20 protein-coding genes are annotated in these 15,302 nt (G+C 30.7%); 16 read left to right on the top strand and 4 right to left on the bottom strand.

The genetic code is table 11. The features are described 5' to 3' along the window. The first annotated feature begins 47 nt into the window (after positions 1–47). Both ACFVRR_RS18915 and ACFVRR_RS18910 read left to right on the top strand, forming a co-directional pair. Positions 48–830, top strand: coding sequence for a methyltransferase domain-containing protein (locus tag ACFVRR_RS18915; RefSeq protein ID WP_387331682.1), 783 nt, complete (start codon positions 48–50; stop codon positions 828–830). Positions 831–1,065: 235 nt separating this feature from the next. After that, a complete protein-coding gene (locus tag ACFVRR_RS18910) occupies positions 1,066–1,545 on the top strand; it encodes a hypothetical protein (RefSeq protein WP_387331680.1) in 480 nt (159 codons plus the stop codon). A gap of 23 nt (positions 1,546–1,568) precedes the next feature. Here ACFVRR_RS18910 and ACFVRR_RS18905 read toward each other — a convergent pair whose 3' ends face one another. Beyond that, the gene (locus ACFVRR_RS18905; RefSeq protein WP_387331678.1) at positions 1,569–1,808 is read right to left on the bottom strand and encodes a DUF6429 family protein; all 240 of its coding nucleotides are present in this window, start codon (positions 1,806–1,808) and stop codon (positions 1,569–1,571) included. Between the two features lie 482 nt (positions 1,809–2,290). Here ACFVRR_RS18905 and ACFVRR_RS18900 point away from each other — a divergent pair, with 482 nt between their 5' ends. The 7 genes from ACFVRR_RS18900 to ACFVRR_RS18870 all read left to right on the top strand — a co-directional run bounded on the left by ACFVRR_RS18900 (position 2,291) and on the right by ACFVRR_RS18870 (position 7,073). Beyond that, a complete protein-coding gene (locus ACFVRR_RS18900) occupies positions 2,291–2,716 on the top strand; it encodes a DUF7878 domain-containing protein (RefSeq protein WP_387331676.1) in 426 nt (141 codons plus the stop codon). Between the two features lie 205 nt (positions 2,717–2,921). Further along, the gene (locus ACFVRR_RS18895; protein ID WP_387331674.1) at positions 2,922–3,287 is read left to right on the top strand and encodes a hypothetical protein; all 366 of its coding nucleotides are present in this window, start codon (positions 2,922–2,924) and stop codon (positions 3,285–3,287) included. A gap of 44 nt (positions 3,288–3,331) precedes the next feature. After that, positions 3,332–3,652 carry a VOC family protein gene (locus ACFVRR_RS18890; protein ID WP_387331742.1) on the top strand — a complete coding sequence of 107 codons (321 nt, stop codon included), beginning with the start codon at positions 3,332–3,334 and terminating at the stop codon, positions 3,650–3,652. A 597-nt stretch (positions 3,653–4,249) separates the two neighbouring features. Continuing rightward, positions 4,250–5,311, top strand: coding sequence for a DmpA family aminopeptidase (locus ACFVRR_RS18885; protein ID WP_387331672.1), 1,062 nt, complete (start codon positions 4,250–4,252; stop codon positions 5,309–5,311). Positions 5,312–5,428: 117 nt separating this feature from the next. Then, the gene (locus tag ACFVRR_RS18880; RefSeq protein ID WP_387331670.1) at positions 5,429–5,689 is read left to right on the top strand and encodes a hypothetical protein; all 261 of its coding nucleotides are present in this window, start codon (positions 5,429–5,431) and stop codon (positions 5,687–5,689) included. A gap of 248 nt (positions 5,690–5,937) precedes the next feature. Continuing rightward, a complete protein-coding gene (locus tag ACFVRR_RS18875; RefSeq protein WP_387331668.1) occupies positions 5,938–6,483 on the top strand; it encodes a hypothetical protein in 546 nt (181 codons plus the stop codon). 104 nt (positions 6,484–6,587) lie between these two features. Then, positions 6,588–7,073 carry a cysteine hydrolase family protein gene (locus ACFVRR_RS18870; protein WP_387331666.1) on the top strand — a complete coding sequence of 162 codons (486 nt, stop codon included), beginning with the start codon at positions 6,588–6,590 and terminating at the stop codon, positions 7,071–7,073. A gap of 153 nt (positions 7,074–7,226) precedes the next feature. On the opposite strand, the gene ACFVRR_RS18865 is transcribed toward ACFVRR_RS18870, so the two are convergent. Next, positions 7,227–7,370 (bottom strand): hypothetical protein, encoded by a 144-nt coding sequence (locus ACFVRR_RS18865; protein ID WP_175403504.1) that lies wholly within the window; start codon positions 7,368–7,370, stop codon positions 7,227–7,229. 286 nt (positions 7,371–7,656) lie between these two features. Between ACFVRR_RS18865 and ACFVRR_RS18860 the strand changes: the two genes are divergently transcribed. From ACFVRR_RS18860 to ACFVRR_RS18850, 3 genes are all read left to right on the top strand, one after another. Next, positions 7,657–8,613 carry a S8 family peptidase gene (locus tag ACFVRR_RS18860; protein ID WP_387331664.1) on the top strand — a complete coding sequence of 319 codons (957 nt, stop codon included), beginning with the start codon at positions 7,657–7,659 and terminating at the stop codon, positions 8,611–8,613. An 84-nt stretch (positions 8,614–8,697) separates the two neighbouring features. Beyond that, positions 8,698–9,786, top strand: a complete 1,089-nt coding sequence (locus tag ACFVRR_RS18855; RefSeq protein ID WP_387331662.1) for an NAD(P)H-dependent flavin oxidoreductase — start codon at positions 8,698–8,700, stop codon at positions 9,784–9,786. Between the two features lie 49 nt (positions 9,787–9,835). Then, the gene (locus ACFVRR_RS18850) at positions 9,836–10,276 is read left to right on the top strand and encodes an NUDIX domain-containing protein (protein ID WP_387331660.1); all 441 of its coding nucleotides are present in this window, start codon (positions 9,836–9,838) and stop codon (positions 10,274–10,276) included. 72 nt (positions 10,277–10,348) lie between these two features. Here ACFVRR_RS18850 and ACFVRR_RS18845 read toward each other — a convergent pair whose 3' ends face one another. Continuing rightward, the gene (locus ACFVRR_RS18845; protein ID WP_387331658.1) at positions 10,349–10,966 is read right to left on the bottom strand and encodes an RraA family protein; all 618 of its coding nucleotides are present in this window, start codon (positions 10,964–10,966) and stop codon (positions 10,349–10,351) included. Positions 10,967–11,380: 414 nt separating this feature from the next. On the opposite strand from ACFVRR_RS18845, the gene ACFVRR_RS18840 reads away from it, so the two are divergent. After that, positions 11,381–11,992, top strand: coding sequence for a hypothetical protein (locus ACFVRR_RS18840; protein WP_387331656.1), 612 nt, complete (start codon positions 11,381–11,383; stop codon positions 11,990–11,992). A 94-nt stretch (positions 11,993–12,086) separates the two neighbouring features. Here ACFVRR_RS18840 and ACFVRR_RS18835 read toward each other — a convergent pair whose 3' ends face one another. Further along, on the bottom strand, positions 12,087–12,275 hold the full coding sequence (locus ACFVRR_RS18835; protein WP_387331654.1) for a hypothetical protein: 189 nt from the start codon (positions 12,273–12,275) through the stop codon (positions 12,087–12,089). 320 nt (positions 12,276–12,595) lie between these two features. On the opposite strand from ACFVRR_RS18835, the gene ACFVRR_RS18830 reads away from it, so the two are divergent. From ACFVRR_RS18830 to ACFVRR_RS18820, 3 genes are read left to right on the top strand one after another with little or no spacing between them, the layout of a single operon-like run. Next, positions 12,596–13,774, top strand: coding sequence for a MalY/PatB family protein (locus ACFVRR_RS18830; protein WP_387331652.1), 1,179 nt, complete (start codon positions 12,596–12,598; stop codon positions 13,772–13,774). A gap of 16 nt (positions 13,775–13,790) precedes the next feature. Continuing rightward, positions 13,791–14,240, top strand: a complete 450-nt coding sequence (locus ACFVRR_RS18825; protein WP_387331650.1) for a VOC family protein — start codon at positions 13,791–13,793, stop codon at positions 14,238–14,240. A 45-nt stretch (positions 14,241–14,285) separates the two neighbouring features. Beyond that, positions 14,286–15,164 carry an aminoglycoside phosphotransferase family protein gene (locus tag ACFVRR_RS18820; protein WP_387331648.1) on the top strand — a complete coding sequence of 293 codons (879 nt, stop codon included), beginning with the start codon at positions 14,286–14,288 and terminating at the stop codon, positions 15,162–15,164. Positions 15,165–15,302 lie beyond the last annotated feature (138 nt).

The raw sequence follows: 15,302 nt of genomic DNA, 5'->3' as shown, positions 1-15,302 counted from the left end.
GAGGAATGTTATTTATTCTGAAAATGAATAAAGGAGTATTAATATTTATGAAATTAATCGATCCCACATTACATAAAGATTGGGTAACACCACATTCACAAATATGGTACGAACAAATAGGCAAATTATACGGGGAATACACATATCCTTGGAATTCAACAATTACTGAGCCGAATGCGGAGTTAATTTTTATTAATGAAGTATTTGGAATGATTTATAACAAAACTGTTCTAGATGTAGGGTGTGGACATGGAGAATTTACGATTAAATGTAGTGAAAAAGCAAAAGAAATTGTAGGGTTTGATCTTACAACTGATTTTATTAAAAGTGGAAATGAATCGAAAAAACCAAATGTGTCTTTTATAGTTGGCAGTACAAAAAATGAATTACCTTTTGAATCGGAACAGTTTGATTGTGCATATAACCGAAAAGGACCTACATCAGCTTATCAAGAACTTAAAAGAGTAGTAAAAAAAGGAGGTACAATCCTAGGACTTCATCCTGGTGATGAATTAGGAACTGAATTGCCAAAATTATTTCCTAATCTTTTTGAATCAATTAATAGTGAGAATCTAATTTTAAAAACGATAAAACAAAGAGTTGAATTAAGTAAGTTTGAAAGTGTAGAAATACAAGTTATTAATAGTTTTGAATTTTTACATACGCCACTTGATGTTTTAAAACTAAGATGCTTCGGCCAAAAACAATCACTATTAAAAGATATAATAGAAAATAATTTATTAGAAGTAAGTCGAATATTTGAACAAAATGCAACTAATGTAGGATTGCCGATTACTTTTTCGCGTTACATTGTTAGAGCTCAGGTTTAAATTTAGTTAAGAGGAAAAGATATCTCTTTTTTGAGTTCTAAAGTATAAAAAATATCTATTTTACATTTAACCTCAAATAACTGACAGTTAGGATAGAATTTACTGTCAGTTATATGGGGATTTTTTATTTAGAGATAATTTAAAATAGATAAGATGTGCATTAATCTTCAACTAAAAACAATTTATTTTTTTTCACATACTTTATAAATACAAAAAAATTAAGGATGTGGAGAATTTGAATCGCTTTAATAGCCGTAAAGTCGATCAGTTACAATTCGATCTTGAATATAGAACCCAATTTACTTTTATGGTAAATGATGAAACCTTAAGTTGTATTTTAAAAGATATAGCTAAAGAATCAGTAAATATAGTTGGAATATTGCTGACAAAAAGTGGTGAAAACAAAAATTTCGTTAGACTTGTACCAGGTACAACTGAATCACAAGTTAAACATGATTTAAAAGTAGTTAGAGAAATACTTGAATCATTTAATGTGAAATCTAAAGAAGAAACTATTTTCGCACTATTAAATATTCCCCCTGGTATTCCAGGAGTATTTAGTAAAATTTACGGTAGTTTATGGTGTAAGGTTGGTGTGAAATCATTCTTTATAGGAGAAAAAGATAGTCTTTTTTTAACCGTATCAAATATAAAAAAAGCAACGGACATTTTAAAGAATGATTACTTGATACAATGCGAAAATTATTGTGAGTAACCTTGATCTAGATTCTAAAATTATCATTTTTGAATAGTATATTTCTGCAATAATTTGTTTGCTAATTTTATCCCATCTTCTGTTAAGTAAACTGATTTAGCACGATTACTAAAAAATATGAGATTATTATTCGATAAATTATTTAATGTATCGAAAGGATAGCCTTTCCAACTTCGGAGTGTAGTTTCACCTAATACCGTGTTTTCTTCAAATGCTGTTAAATATAATAATAATAAAGTTAATTCATCGATTAGTTCTTGCATTTAAAATAATTCCTTTCTAATTTATATTAAAAAAATAAGGAAATAAGAGGAAACCATTTTAATTATAAGGTTTCCTCTTATTTCTAATTAATAAACTATAAATTAGTACCTCATAATGGCAGCGAAAATAATATCGTAATTTAATCATCTATAATTGGCATTCGATCTCTATGACCACAAACGGGACATGTAACGAGCCGTACATTTACTTTACCGGTTTTAAAAGCTAAAGCAAAATTTAATTTTGATAATTAAAAGCGACTGCTACATCGAGGACAAACAAAATGAGTAGTTCTTGTGCGAATTTCTGAATATTTATAGATAAACACGAATGCTAATATTAAAGTTTGATAATTAAAGAATCTAAAATAAAGTTAAAAAAGAAAAATAATATTGAGGGAAATACCAAAAATAGGAAACAATAGAAAATAAGTACTAAAATACATAATTAAAGATTGAACTAAACACGAAAGGAGAATTTTATGAATTTAAAATTCTTGTTTATATTAAATGATTATATACCTACAGAACCGGCTTACGTTGCCAATACTGGAAAATATATAGATGGTTCATTAAATATCTATTTAAATGAAACTTTATTTTTTCATGATTCGAATTTAAATCTTACTGAGTTTGCGAGTCAATTAAGTGAATGGGTTCAAAAGGTTCAAAATGGATCAAGAGATAACATGAATTATGAATCGATTAATCGAAATGAAGATCTTATGAATTTCCTATATAAAGGAGATAACAAGTGGGGTATTTATTCGGTGTGGCAAATGTTTGAACCGACAGAATATATTAATACGGAGGTATTAGTTGAGTCTGTAAATGGATTTCTTACTGCGTTAAATGATGGACTTATTGAAATCAATTATGATTATACGCTAGATAAATTTAATCAGTAATTTTATGATTATTAATCAATGTTGTTTTACTAAAAAGAGTTGCAAGAGTAACTCTTTTTTTAGTGCACTTTGATAGGAGAATTTTACTAAAAAGATTTGATTTCATATGCTTAATATATCTTTTTAATTATTATATAAAGGTTTAAAAGGAGTAATAGGTAAAATGTTGAATTTTATTAGAAAATCGTAAAAAAATGGAGGATTAATGAGAAAACTTTTAATCGTTTTTTTTAGTTGGATATTCCTATTTGGCTGTTCTATGAAATCAAATACAGAGAGTAAAATTAGTGAAATTGTTGGTATCATTGGAGTTACTTCAATAGATACAATTATTTATTCGGCGGATAAAGATCATGATTTAATTAATAAAATCGAAAAAGGTTTTAAATTAAAAAACATTGAGGATAAACAAATTGAATCCACAGATTTAAGACTCACTTTTCTTGAGAAAGATGGTAAAAAAGAGGAATTTGAAGTGGACTACAAGCAAAGTATGTATTGGCAAAATGGAAAAGGATATAAACTTGATTCTAAGATAACCAAACTTTTACAGGAACAGTTTGGGAATTAAACAATAATGAAGAGGGGCACACAGTTTTTCTAGATCCAGGTACCATATGGACTGAGAAAGTAGGCTTAAGTATTATTTCAGATAATAATAATGGTCAAGGAATGAGATGGATAGAAGTTGCACCTTCAAAAAATGCTGAAACAAGTATTGTACTTCATAATAAAGAATTAATTTCTCAAATACAGCCATCTCTTAATCTAGGTACACCTTCTTTAATGTTTTTTACAAATAAACTTGATGAAATGTATAGTGATTTAACGAACAAGAATGTTACTGTTGGTGAAATTGTTGAAATGCCAAATGGAAGAGTGTTTAACTTTGCTGATGATGAGCAAAATTATTTTGCTGTAATGGAAAAAAAGTAAAAGATTTATGTAATATAAAGCACAGGGTAAAATTTTCCCTTGTGTTTTTTTTATTAATTTTATTTAAAAATCACTTTTACCATGATGATAAAAGTGATTTGTACCTGTTTGCCAATGCCACCAAGAAAACGAGGTTAATACAGGGTATGTTATGAAAATGGGAATAGTTCATTTTTTTCATATGGTAATAATTTCCTAATAAGTAAATCATAGGAATTTTTAGATTGAGGATGATCTTGGGGAGTAATTGAGATTTTTATCAAGTAAATATCTAATTTTCTAAGTTATCTGTTAAAATAATTCGTAAGAGATTATCATAAAAGGAGAATTCAACTTATGATGAAAGTATTTTCAAAAAAAATCGTACTAATAGTCACTTCATTGATGATTTTACTAATGATAAGTGGAGCGTTAATTTCTTTAACTTATATCCCTTTAAAAGTCAAAGAAAATCAAGAGAAACTGAAAATAACAGAAAGTAACTGATATATTTTTTAACAAAAAAGCTCTGAATAAGGGCTTTTTATAGTTCAGAAATTAAAATCACTTAATTAAATGCTACTACACTTGGTGAATATGAAACTGGGGGAATATCTAATGAGTCAAAAAAGAATTAGAGATTACGGTGTGGATATTGGGTACCTGGAAACAGGAAAACTAAATTCGATTACAGATGTTGAAGGAGTTACAGTAGGTCATGTAACGATTAGCGATCAAGACATACAAACTGGTGTTACAGCAATATTTCCTCATCAAGGTAATCTATTTAAAGATAAGTTAATCGCGGCATCGCATGTTATTAATGGGTTTGGTAAGTCGATGGGAATGATTCAGATTAATGAGTTAGGAACGATCGAAACGCCAATTATTTTAACAAATACGCTAAGCATTGGGACAGCTGCAGATGCTTTAATTGAATATATGTTAGAACATAATCCAGAAATAGGTCGTACGACAGGTACTGTTAACCCAGTAATTTGCGAGTGTAATGACATGCTTTTAAATGATGTACGAGCTAGATTTATTACGAAAGACCACGTTTTTCAGGCATTAAGTAATGCTTCTACAGATGTGAAAGAAGGAACTGTTGGAGCAGGAACTGGAATGCTTTGTTATTCATTAAAAGGTGGGATTGGAACAGCTTCGCGAGTTATGAAGATGGAACATGGTACATATACAATGGGTGTTTTAGTCTTATCTAACTTTGGGATTTTAAGCGATTTAAAAGTAAATGGAAAACCTGTTGGAGCAAAATTGCGAGACCATATCTTAAAGGAACGAGACGAACAAGATAAGGGTTCAATCATTATGATTGTTGCAACGGACCTTCCCGTATCTGAAAGGCAGCTAAATCGTATTATTAAAAGAACAGTTACCGGTTTATCAAGAACGGGCTCAATTATTACAACGGGAAGCGGTGAAGTCGTTATTGGCTTTTCAACGGCAACAAAAATACCTCATGAAAAAACAGCGCATTGCATTACGGTTCCGACAATACATGAAGAAGATATTGATCTCACATTTAGAGCAGTAGGAGAAGCAACAGAAGAAGCAGTTTTAAACTCTTTAGTAACAGCAACACATATCGTTGGAAGAGATGGAAATGAAAGACCAGCTTTTAAAGATTTAATAGAAAAATACAATGTTAACTTAATATAGATTATGAAATTCAAAAATCTAACTAGAAAGAAAAGACTTCTAGTTCTAATAACGAGATAAATTTCATAAAATACTCTTAATCTTAAGGATGGACAAGCAATAAGTTAGGAGGATACTATGAAAAAAATTGTATTTTTTGTTTCTACAATTGTCATTTGCTTAGGTGTTAGTTTTTTAGCTTTTGATCAAATTGGTCTAAAAAAGACTAATGTAAAAGAACGCATTCAGATTAAAACTCAAAATGAAGAAATTGCCGATAAAAATATAAATATATTGAAACTACCTTTGCCAAATGCAGATCAAAGAAAATATAGTGTAAAAAAATTACCAATCAATGGCGGTCAAATAGAAATAAAAAAATTAAACAATAAATCATAATAATGTATATGACTAAGTGAAAATTAATCAGATAAAATGACATACCTAATCGTATATTAAAGGGCTGTCATTTTTTCGTTTCGGCTAGAAATAAATAAGTTTTAATAAAAGATTTTACGTCATCTAATTTAATAGAAAGATAGATGCAATAATCGAAAAGGAATAACTACTAGAGGAATATAGTGTGAACATTTTTGACCATTTAGATGAATTGCAAGTAGATCTAAAAGAGAGAAACCTTGAGGAGCTTGAAGAGAAGTATTTTAATATGTAATCAATTAGCGGGGACTGAAAGGGCTAATAAAATTAGGCAAATTGATTTAAAAGACTATATAAAAGAATTGAAAATGGGACTTGAACAGTCAATAAAAATTGCTATTGAACTAGATTCCAAAGCAATCTATTTTGAATATGATTTAGATCATAATTGGGAAGGTGCATTTTACATATGTGAAGAATACAATTCGTTAGAAGAATGTGATGAAGATTGGGCTTGTAATTGGACCGATGACTTTGGAGGTCCAAGTTTTAAACAATTTGCTGAAATTTATGAGGAAAACGGTTTTGATCGTAGTAATTTAGCAATCGGTACAACAATATACCTAGTTGCAAGAACAGTTATATCTTGCATAAGAGCTTTAAATGAGCTACCTAATCAAATTACAATTCCTTTATCCATCGCATTTCATGACCAAGACCCAATTCTTCTGAAACTCAAGTTTTATGTACTTTGTCTACACACTGGAGCATTGATAACTATATCAATGCTTATTTCTATTTTTCAAAATCTATAAGAACTGTATTGAGTGCCTCTTTTATTTTTAAAAAAAGGTAGGACTATAACAAAACAAATAGAATAATAACTTAAAAGAAATATAAAGTTCATGGAGGGTAAATAATGAAAATTGCTTTTCTTATCATTGATATGCAAAAAATATTTTTAGAGGATAAAAAAGAATCATTGAATGTCGAAGGTGCATGTGAATATATAAACTTTGTTGCTGATCGTATCCGATCAAAAGATCACTTAGTTATACATGTTCAAGATATCGAAGGAGCAGAGGAACTAAATTCAGAATTACTTTCTTTCATCCCAGAAATTAAAGTTGAAGAACAAGATATTTGTGTTACAAAAGAACATTCAAATGCATTTTGGAATACTGAGTTAGAGCAGATTTTGAAAGGAAATGACGTTGAGTTAGTAATAATAGCTGGATTTGCAGCAGAACACTGTGTTCTATTTACTTATAACGGAGCTAGCGAAAGGGGCTTTAAACCAGTTTTATTGCAAAATGGAATACTTAGTACAAAAAGTGATGTAATAACTCAAACGTATCGTGATCGAAATATTATTTCATACAATGTTGTCCCATACATTATTTAATAGATTGATAACATAAAAAATGCTCTTATAAGTCATGGTACATTTGAGCACTATTTTATTGGAGAATAAACAAAGAAACCACAAGTTAAAATTAATGATCTTGTGGTTCTGATTTTATCTATAGGAAATGTAGACAACCTTCCTCATATTCTTCTAATGGATACGAATTAATTCATAAATATCAGAGTCAAATCGAACTCTTGTATGCTTGGATTCAATTCGTTCAATTTCTTCTATTTCTTCTCGTAACTCTCCAAACCACCAAAATTTGATTTCAGTTAAAAAATTAGTAAGCATTGTATTCCCCCTAGTTTGAATAATGCCTTAACACTATTAGATTATAAATCCATTTTTTTAAGCTAAGATTAATCTGATGTAAAGGTTAGCAAAGTTTTTTATATAGAGAAATAAGATTTAAAATTTCTTAATTAAATGGTGAATCTATTAATCTCCAACCGTTTTAGAATTAATTTTAAATAAAGTTGAATTAGTTTAAAGGAAAATTATGGATGGATGTAGAATACTAATCTATACCTCAAAGATTTATCCTTTATGAATAAATCCCAAAAAGGAGTTGGTAGGCATGTCTAAATTTAGATTAATTCCTTACAAGCTGGAAGAAATTAAAGGTAGTACAAATGAAGTACCACCTGGAGTTCGTTTAATTGAAGCTAAATCTATTTGGGACAAAGGGTGTCAAGGGGAAGACGTGGTTGTAGCAGTTATTGATACTGGCTGTCAGACTGATCACCCTGAATTACAAGAACGAATTATTGGTGGATTTAATTTTACTGAAGATTACGGTGGGGATCCTAACGTATTCTTAGATAATAATGGTCACGGTACACATGTATGTGGAACGATTGCAGCTTCTGAAAATGGAGAAGGGGTTGTAGGAGTAGCTCCAAAAGCTAAACTTCTCGTTTTAAAAGTACTAACGGGTGCTGGGGAAGGTAGCATTGAATCAATTGTACAAGCGATTGATTATGCGACGAATTGGAAAGGCTCTAATGGAGAAACTGTTCGAGTGATTTCAATGTCATTAGGAGGTCCAGAGGATGATTCTTCGTTGCATGAAGCGATTCAAAGAGCGGTTGAACAAAATATAGCCGTCGTATGTGCAGCTGGTAACGAAGGTGATGGAGATGGCTCAACCAATGAATATAGCTATCCAGGTGCTTACGATGAAGTTATAGAAGTAGGTTCCGTAAGTCTTCAAAAACGATTATCTAATTTTAGTAATACAAATAACGAAATTGATTTAGTTGCTCCGGGAGAAAAGATTCTTTCGACTTATCCGACTAATCAATATGCTGTTCTTTCTGGAACATCAATGGCAACACCACATGTATCAGGGGCAATTGCATTATTAATTCAACAGTTTGAGTCTGAGAATAATGAGAAAATCACTGAACCAGATTTGTTCGAACTGCTAATAAGTCATACAGTTCCAATCGGATACAGTACGTTTGAGGAAGGCCATGGACTTTTAAATCTAGGCGTAAATATACCCTCAAAATCTCCGAATGTAATAAAATAATCGGTAAGGTCCCGGATAGTGTTGGTAGACTATTCGGGACTTTTTTGGTGAGTAAAAAAAGTAAAATTAATAGAGGTGAAAGGAATGTTTAAAAATCAACTAACTGAACTTTTAAAGATAGAATATCCAATTATTCAAGCTCCGATGGCTGGTGGCACCACAACCTCAGATTTTGTAGCTGAAGTATCAAATTGTGGAGCTTTAGGTACAATCGGAGCAGGCTATATGACTCCATCACAAATACGTGAACAAATTAGAGAAATAAAAAAGTTAACAAATAAAAGCTTCGGAATTAATTTATTTGTCCCAAATGATTTTAGAGTAAACGAAAATGAAATTTCAAAATCCAATAATTTATTACAACCTTTCAATGAAGAATTAAATATAAAAAAAAATGACCTCGTACAAGTTCAAAATTTCCATTCTTATAATGATACATTTCACGAACAAATAAAAGTGATCATTGAAGAAGGTGTTCCTATTTGTTCATTTACATTCGGTATACCGTCAAAGGAAATGATAAAAGAGTTGAAGCTTCATAATATTATTTTGATTGGAACAGCAACTACTGTAAATGAAGCAATTGAAATTGAGAAATCAGGAATGGATCTAATTGTCGTACAAGGTAGTGAAGCAGGTGGACATCGAGGTAATTTCTTAAACGATCATGAGGAAAGTTTAATTGGATTAATGTCGCTAATTCCACAAGTAGTTGATCAGGTTAGTATTCCAGTAATTGCAGCAGGTGGAATTATGGACGGAAGAGGCTTAATGGCGTCTCTTTGTTTAGGAGCGAAAGCCGTTCAAATGGGTACTGCTTTTCTAACCTGTATTGAAAGTGGGGCACATGAAGTACATAAGAATGCTATACTAAATTCTACTGAAGACCAGTTAGTTTTGACCCGAGCATTTTCAGGGAAATGGGCAAGAGGAATTGAAAACAAATTTATTACCGAAATGAAAAAATTCGAAGTTGATTTACCACAGTTTCCCGTTCAAAATACGATTACCCAAACGATGAGAAAAGCGTCCTCTGTACAAAATAATAAAGAGTTTATGTCACTTTGGTCAGGACAAAGTCCTAGATTAGCTAAAAAGGAATCGGTAGAAAACTTAATAAATGAAATAATGGATGAAGGTAAAAAACTAGTTCAAGGTTTAGAAAAAAAATGAGTTTAATGCTATGAAAATTAGTTGGTACTAATTTAGATTAGGAGGCTTTATGAATTATTGTGAAGATATGAGAGAAAAGATTGGTAATGCCCCTTTAATTATTGTTCGTCCAAGCGTTGCTATCTTAAATTCTGAAGGTGAAATCTTACTTCAATATGGAGGAGATAATTGGGGTATACCAGGTGGAATTTTACAATTAAATGAATCGGTTGAAGAATGTATTAAGCGATCTATTCTAGAAGATATTGGACTTAAGTTAAATTCTTTATCATTAATTGGAGTATATTCCGGTGCAGAATTTATAAATAAAGTTGAGGGAAGCGGAGATGAATATCATACAGTAGCAATTGGTTATATTTGTAGAGATTTCGAAAATGAAATTTCTCCAAATCAAAATCAGTCAATAAAAGCGCAATTCTTTCAGTTAAGTCAATTGCCTGAGGATATTGATCCTTTTATAAAAAGTCAGTTGAAAAAATTAAAATTTTAGACAAGTAAAAAAGGTTCTAATAGGTTTTTTTCGAAGAACCTATATTAGAACCTTTTTTGTATTTTTTATCAGTTACCTTAGAAGCATACGATCAATATAAGATTTTATAGCTTCAATATTACCAGATACTTGTTCTTCTCTTTGTTCATCTTTTTTTATTTTATCTAGTGATTTTTCTAAAATCGTTTTTGCTTCCGATTGAGGGATTACGACTACACCATCTGCATCACCAACAATGATATCACCTGGGTTAACTGATGTACCTCCACATGATATTGGGATATTAATATCACCTACTCCAATTTTTCCACTTGCAGCTACGGTAGTTCCTTTACAGAATACAGGGAAATTTAATTTTTTAATACCGCGTATATCCCGGATTGCCCCATCAACAACTATTGCACTAACACCCATTGTTTGTGCCATTCCAACAACAAAGTCTCCTGCAATTGCCCGGTATCGATCCCCTTTTGCATCGATTATGATGACATCTCCTGGATTTGCTTCACGAATTGCCTTTAATACAGCCAAGTTATCACCAACAGGAATTTTAACAGTCAGTGCCCTACCTGCGAATCTATATTCTTCTTTTAAAGGCTTTATGGACGGATCCATATTATTAAGCCCATCCATTACATCTGAAATACAAGTTGTTGGTATATTTTTAAATTGATTAATAATAGAAATCACTCCCTTATAAATCATTTATTTAATGAAATTATATAAATAATTTGCTCTCGTGAGAATTTCGAAAAAATTATTAAGCTTGATAAAAAATAATTATTGAATTAAGAAAGGTTGCAATAGATTAATATCGAATAAAATAAGTTGATAATAAAAAACAGTGTAATCTTTAAACATCTTGAATTTAAACATCATGTTAATAAGGATGGATTTCTGATTGAAGTGGAAATAAGTTACTTTCAAAAAAAGTTTATGAGGTTCATTAAGCTTCACTACTTTATTAATATTTTACATTCGTCTATTTTTAGACCAGTCCTATTTAAATTAAGAGTTTGTTTAAGAATGTAACATGATTGACTTCATTATTTAATATATAGATTTATCCTTGTATAGTAACATTTAATTAAGGAGTTGAGGTGCTTGAGAAACAAAACCAAATACGTCTATTTAACACATAAGGTTCAAATAGAATCCACTGAAAAACTGGAAAAGCTATCCCAACTTACAGGGAAAACTAGTGCAGAATTAATCGAAAAAATGATAGAAGAAATGTATGAACTACATATAAATTCAAAGGAAAATGAAGAAGTTATTAATGAAGTTCTTAACGATGAAAATTTATTTGAAGAAATTACCGATCAAGAAATAAGAGATGCAGAGCTAAGATGGCAAAACTCAAAACAAGGGATTAAAGATTTTAGTCAAAGAATGGAAGATTGGAAGAAAGAAGAAAAAAGGAAAAATGCTGAGAAAGCAAAAGAATATAAAAAGAAAATAGTTGATTGGGCTAGAGTTTGGGAAGAGTATTTAAGAAATTACTCTACTTCAATCAAGAAAAATAAAAAACATAATTTCAAGTATTTCAATCCAAATGATAGCGCTGAAGTTTGGAAGAAACAAATGAGGGAATATACAAAGCTTTGGCACCCTGATTATGCGCCAGACCATGGAAATCCTCAAAAATTTGGTGAAATGAAAGCTGAATATGATATTTTAAAAGGTAAAATTCCAACTGAAGAATATAGTTTATAAACGGTAATACATATAAAGATTCAAATTTTCAATTTTGTAAAAAGTAACAGTAGTGGAACAAATATCGTTCCACTACTCATTTAACCTACTGTATTTAATCTTCTTTTGCACTATCCTCAGCAATTACTCGTAGTTCTTGATAAAAAATGTCATGATTACATTCTGGATTTTCAGGTTGTTTATACTTGTCTACAATTTCAAGTAATTCACCAGTATCACCTTTTGCATTGATAATTTCTAATATTTGATTCATATCATCAGTGTATTCATCTTCTTTTTTCATTACAGACCCTCCATTCACATTTTGATGTTAATTATTATTTGCTAGCTTTATGAAAAAAATAGATCGATTTTTAAATATATAGATATCTAATAAAAGTTTGAAGCTAGATATTCATATAAACCCCACCATATTAATAAAGAGTTGTTCTTAGCCAGGAACTTGATACTTTTTTAAATTAATACTAAAGTTTGAAATTTTTAGCGGATTAGTATAATTTGGATAGTAATTATGTTTACGAAAATACTATTAGTTAACTATATACTGGCATAAAAATAGTAAAATCATATTCATAAATGATCGAAAAATGGTGGGGGATTAATATGAACTTTAACTTTAATGAAGAACATAATAGAAAAAATACAAATAGTACAAAGTGGGACTCCGTTGATCGAGTATTTGGATGTACGGATGTACTACCTTTATGGGTTGCCGATATGGATTTTGCTTGTGCACCTGGGATTGTAGAGGCTATAACGAAACGAGCTCAGCATCCTATTTATGGTTATGGACATATACCTGAAGAATTTTTTGAATCAGCAATGAATTGGGCAAGTAAACGTTATAATACTTCCATTAAAAGAGAATGGTTAACAAATATACCTGGTGTGGTACCTGCATTAAATTTGGCCATTGATGCTTTCACAAAACCAGGTGATGAAATCATCATTCAGCCACCAGTTTACTTTCCATTTTTCAGTACAATTCGAAATAATGGAAGAAACATCGTTGAAAATTCTTTAATTGAAGAAGATGGATATTATTATATAGATTTAGATGATCTAGTAAATAAAATTACTTCAAAAACTAAAATGATTATTCTATGTAGCCCTGCAAATCCTGTTGGAAGAGTCTGGACGAAAGAGGAATTATCAGGTTTATTTGAAATATGTAAAAAGAATAAAATTGTTGTAATAGCAGATGAAATACATGCAGATTTAGTCTACAAGAAAGGTAGTCATATACCTTTTTATTCATTAAGTGAAGATGCAGCTAATATGAGTATTACATTTATGTCACCAAGCAAAACATTCAATATTGCAGGCTTATTTTCGTCACTTGCTGTTATTCCAAATGAAGATTTATTTACTGAGTTTTCTCATGCAATTGCTCGTTCTAGTTTAGAAAACTTAAATATTTTCGGAATTGAGGCAGTTATAGCAGCTTATAACGAAGGTGAAAAATGGCTTGATGAATTATTGATTTATTTAAAAGGAAACGCGGATTTCATACATAATTATTTAAAAACAAATATTCCAGAAGTAAAAATGAGAGTTACAGAAGCAACGTATTTAGGCTGGCTTGATTTTAGAGGTTTGGGCCTAAGAGGCGACCAATTAAACGAATTTATGATTAATGATGCTAAACTAGGTTTAAATGAAGGTCGCGGTTTTGGAATAAATGGGGATGGTTTTATGAGGTTGAATTACGCTTGTACACGTAAAACATTAGAAGAAGCCATGACACGATTAGAGAAAGCTGTAAAAGCTAGTAAGAAATAGAGAAGGAGATGACATTATGACGTTAAAAATAACACCATGTATTGTTATGAGTGGGAATGCTAAAGAAGCGGTTCATTTTTATGAAAAAGAACTTGAAGCAGAGGTACTTAATATACAAACATACGGTGAAATGCCAATACCTTGTCCAGAAGCATTAAAAAATAGTGTTGCAAATGCAATTTTAAAAATCGGAGAAAGTGACCTTATGTTATTCGATGCGCCGATTCAATCGAATCCAATTATGGACAAAGATTTTCAACAAAATACACCTAATTATGAACATAAAAAAGTAGAAGTTGCGATTAATCTTTCAATCGATAACGTAGAAAAAACAAAGCGCATTTTTAATTCATTACAACAAGATGGACATGTTATTGCCCCTTTAGAAGCAGTACCATTTAGTCCCGCATTCGGAACCGTTACTGACAAGTTCGGTGTTACATTTATATTAATTACTCAAAAGTAAAATTCACATAATTTATTAGTTTGATAGCAAAAATAGGGAGATTAGATGGATAAAATAACTGTTGAATTAGTAAAACAATTAATTAATGAACAATTTCCAATTTGGTCTAGCTTAGATATAAAGCCTGTAGAATTTAGTGGCAACGATAACAGAACGTTCCATTTAGGGGATAAAATGAGCGTTAGATTACCAAGTGCAGAATGCTATGTTCCTCAAGTTGAAAAAGAGCATAAATGGTTACCTATTTTATCGAATAAACTAAGTTTACCAGTATCTAAACCGTTAGCAAAAGGAAGTCCTAGTAAATACTATCCTTGGCCATGGACAATCAATGAATGGATTGATGGAGAATCTTTAAATAAAGAAAATATAAGTGATTTAAGTCAATTTGCAATAGATTTAGGACAATTTTTAAAGGAGTTCCAGTCAATTGATGCTCATGGAGGGCCGATTGCAGGAAAGCATAATTTCTTTAGAGGTGGAAACCTAGATGTTTACGACCAAGAAACTAGAGATTCAATTGACCAAACGAAAGAGATTTTTAACAAAGATTTACTAACAGTAATTTGGGAAACAGCTTTAAGTTCCAAATGGGAGTATGAACCAGTATGGGTGCACGGTGATATTGCTCCTGGAAACTTGCTTATTAAAAATGGTGAACTATGTGCAGTCATTGATTTTGGAATACTTGGAGTAGGAGATCCATCATGTGATGCTGCAATGGCATGGACATTTTTCGATGATGAAAGTAGAAAAGTTTTTAAAAACAGTTTAAACTTTGATGAACATACTTGGAATAGAGCGAGAGGCTGGGCTCTATGGAAGGCTTTAATTACATTTAGTGCAAATAAAGACAATGGTACACCTATAAGAGAAGAATCATTTAATACGATAAATGTCATCATGAATGATTTTACATATTAAATAGATGAAAAATTTACGAGTTGCTTTATGAGCGACTCGTATTTTTTTTGGTACTTCATTGAGGGTGCAAATAAAAAAGCTCGAACTGCAATTAAATAATGTAAGTGCAAATGAAATGGTTAAAACTGCAAATAAAAA

It is taken from the genome of Gottfriedia sp. NPDC057948, from assembly GCF_042887255.1.
Taxonomy (GTDB): Bacteria; Bacillota; Bacilli; order Bacillales; family Bacillaceae_G; genus Gottfriedia.
This window is presented reverse-complemented; position numbering and strand designations above follow the sequence as displayed.

What these genes read in the sequence shown, in the direction of transcription:
- ACFVRR_RS18915 (WP_387331682.1), top strand. Translation starts at nt 48, where the DNA reads ATGAAATTAATCGATCCCACATTACATAAAGATTGGGTAACACCACAT.
- ACFVRR_RS18905 (WP_387331678.1), bottom strand. Translation starts at nt 1,808, where the DNA reads ATGCAAGAACTAATCGATGAATTAACTTTATTATTATTATATTTAACA.
- ACFVRR_RS18900 (WP_387331676.1), top strand. Translation starts at nt 2,291, where the DNA reads ATGAATTTAAAATTCTTGTTTATATTAAATGATTATATACCTACAGAA.
- ACFVRR_RS18895 (WP_387331674.1), top strand. Translation starts at nt 2,922, where the DNA reads ATGAGAAAACTTTTAATCGTTTTTTTTAGTTGGATATTCCTATTTGGC.
- ACFVRR_RS18885 (WP_387331672.1), top strand. Translation starts at nt 4,250, where the DNA reads ATGAGTCAAAAAAGAATTAGAGATTACGGTGTGGATATTGGGTACCTG.
- ACFVRR_RS18880 (WP_387331670.1), top strand. Translation starts at nt 5,429, where the DNA reads ATGAAAAAAATTGTATTTTTTGTTTCTACAATTGTCATTTGCTTAGGT.
- ACFVRR_RS18870 (WP_387331666.1), top strand. Translation starts at nt 6,588, where the DNA reads ATGAAAATTGCTTTTCTTATCATTGATATGCAAAAAATATTTTTAGAG.
- ACFVRR_RS18865 (WP_175403504.1), bottom strand. Translation starts at nt 7,370, where the DNA reads ATGCTTACTAATTTTTTAACTGAAATCAAATTTTGGTGGTTTGGAGAG.
- ACFVRR_RS18860 (WP_387331664.1), top strand. Translation starts at nt 7,657, where the DNA reads ATGTCTAAATTTAGATTAATTCCTTACAAGCTGGAAGAAATTAAAGGT.
- ACFVRR_RS18855 (WP_387331662.1), top strand. Translation starts at nt 8,698, where the DNA reads ATGTTTAAAAATCAACTAACTGAACTTTTAAAGATAGAATATCCAATT.
- ACFVRR_RS18850 (WP_387331660.1), top strand. Translation starts at nt 9,836, where the DNA reads ATGAATTATTGTGAAGATATGAGAGAAAAGATTGGTAATGCCCCTTTA.
- ACFVRR_RS18835 (WP_387331654.1), bottom strand. Translation starts at nt 12,275, where the DNA reads ATGAAAAAAGAAGATGAATACACTGATGATATGAATCAAATATTAGAA.
- ACFVRR_RS18830 (WP_387331652.1), top strand. Translation starts at nt 12,596, where the DNA reads ATGAACTTTAACTTTAATGAAGAACATAATAGAAAAAATACAAATAGT.
- ACFVRR_RS18825 (WP_387331650.1), top strand. Translation starts at nt 13,791, where the DNA reads ATGACGTTAAAAATAACACCATGTATTGTTATGAGTGGGAATGCTAAA.
- ACFVRR_RS18820 (WP_387331648.1), top strand. Translation starts at nt 14,286, where the DNA reads ATGGATAAAATAACTGTTGAATTAGTAAAACAATTAATTAATGAACAA.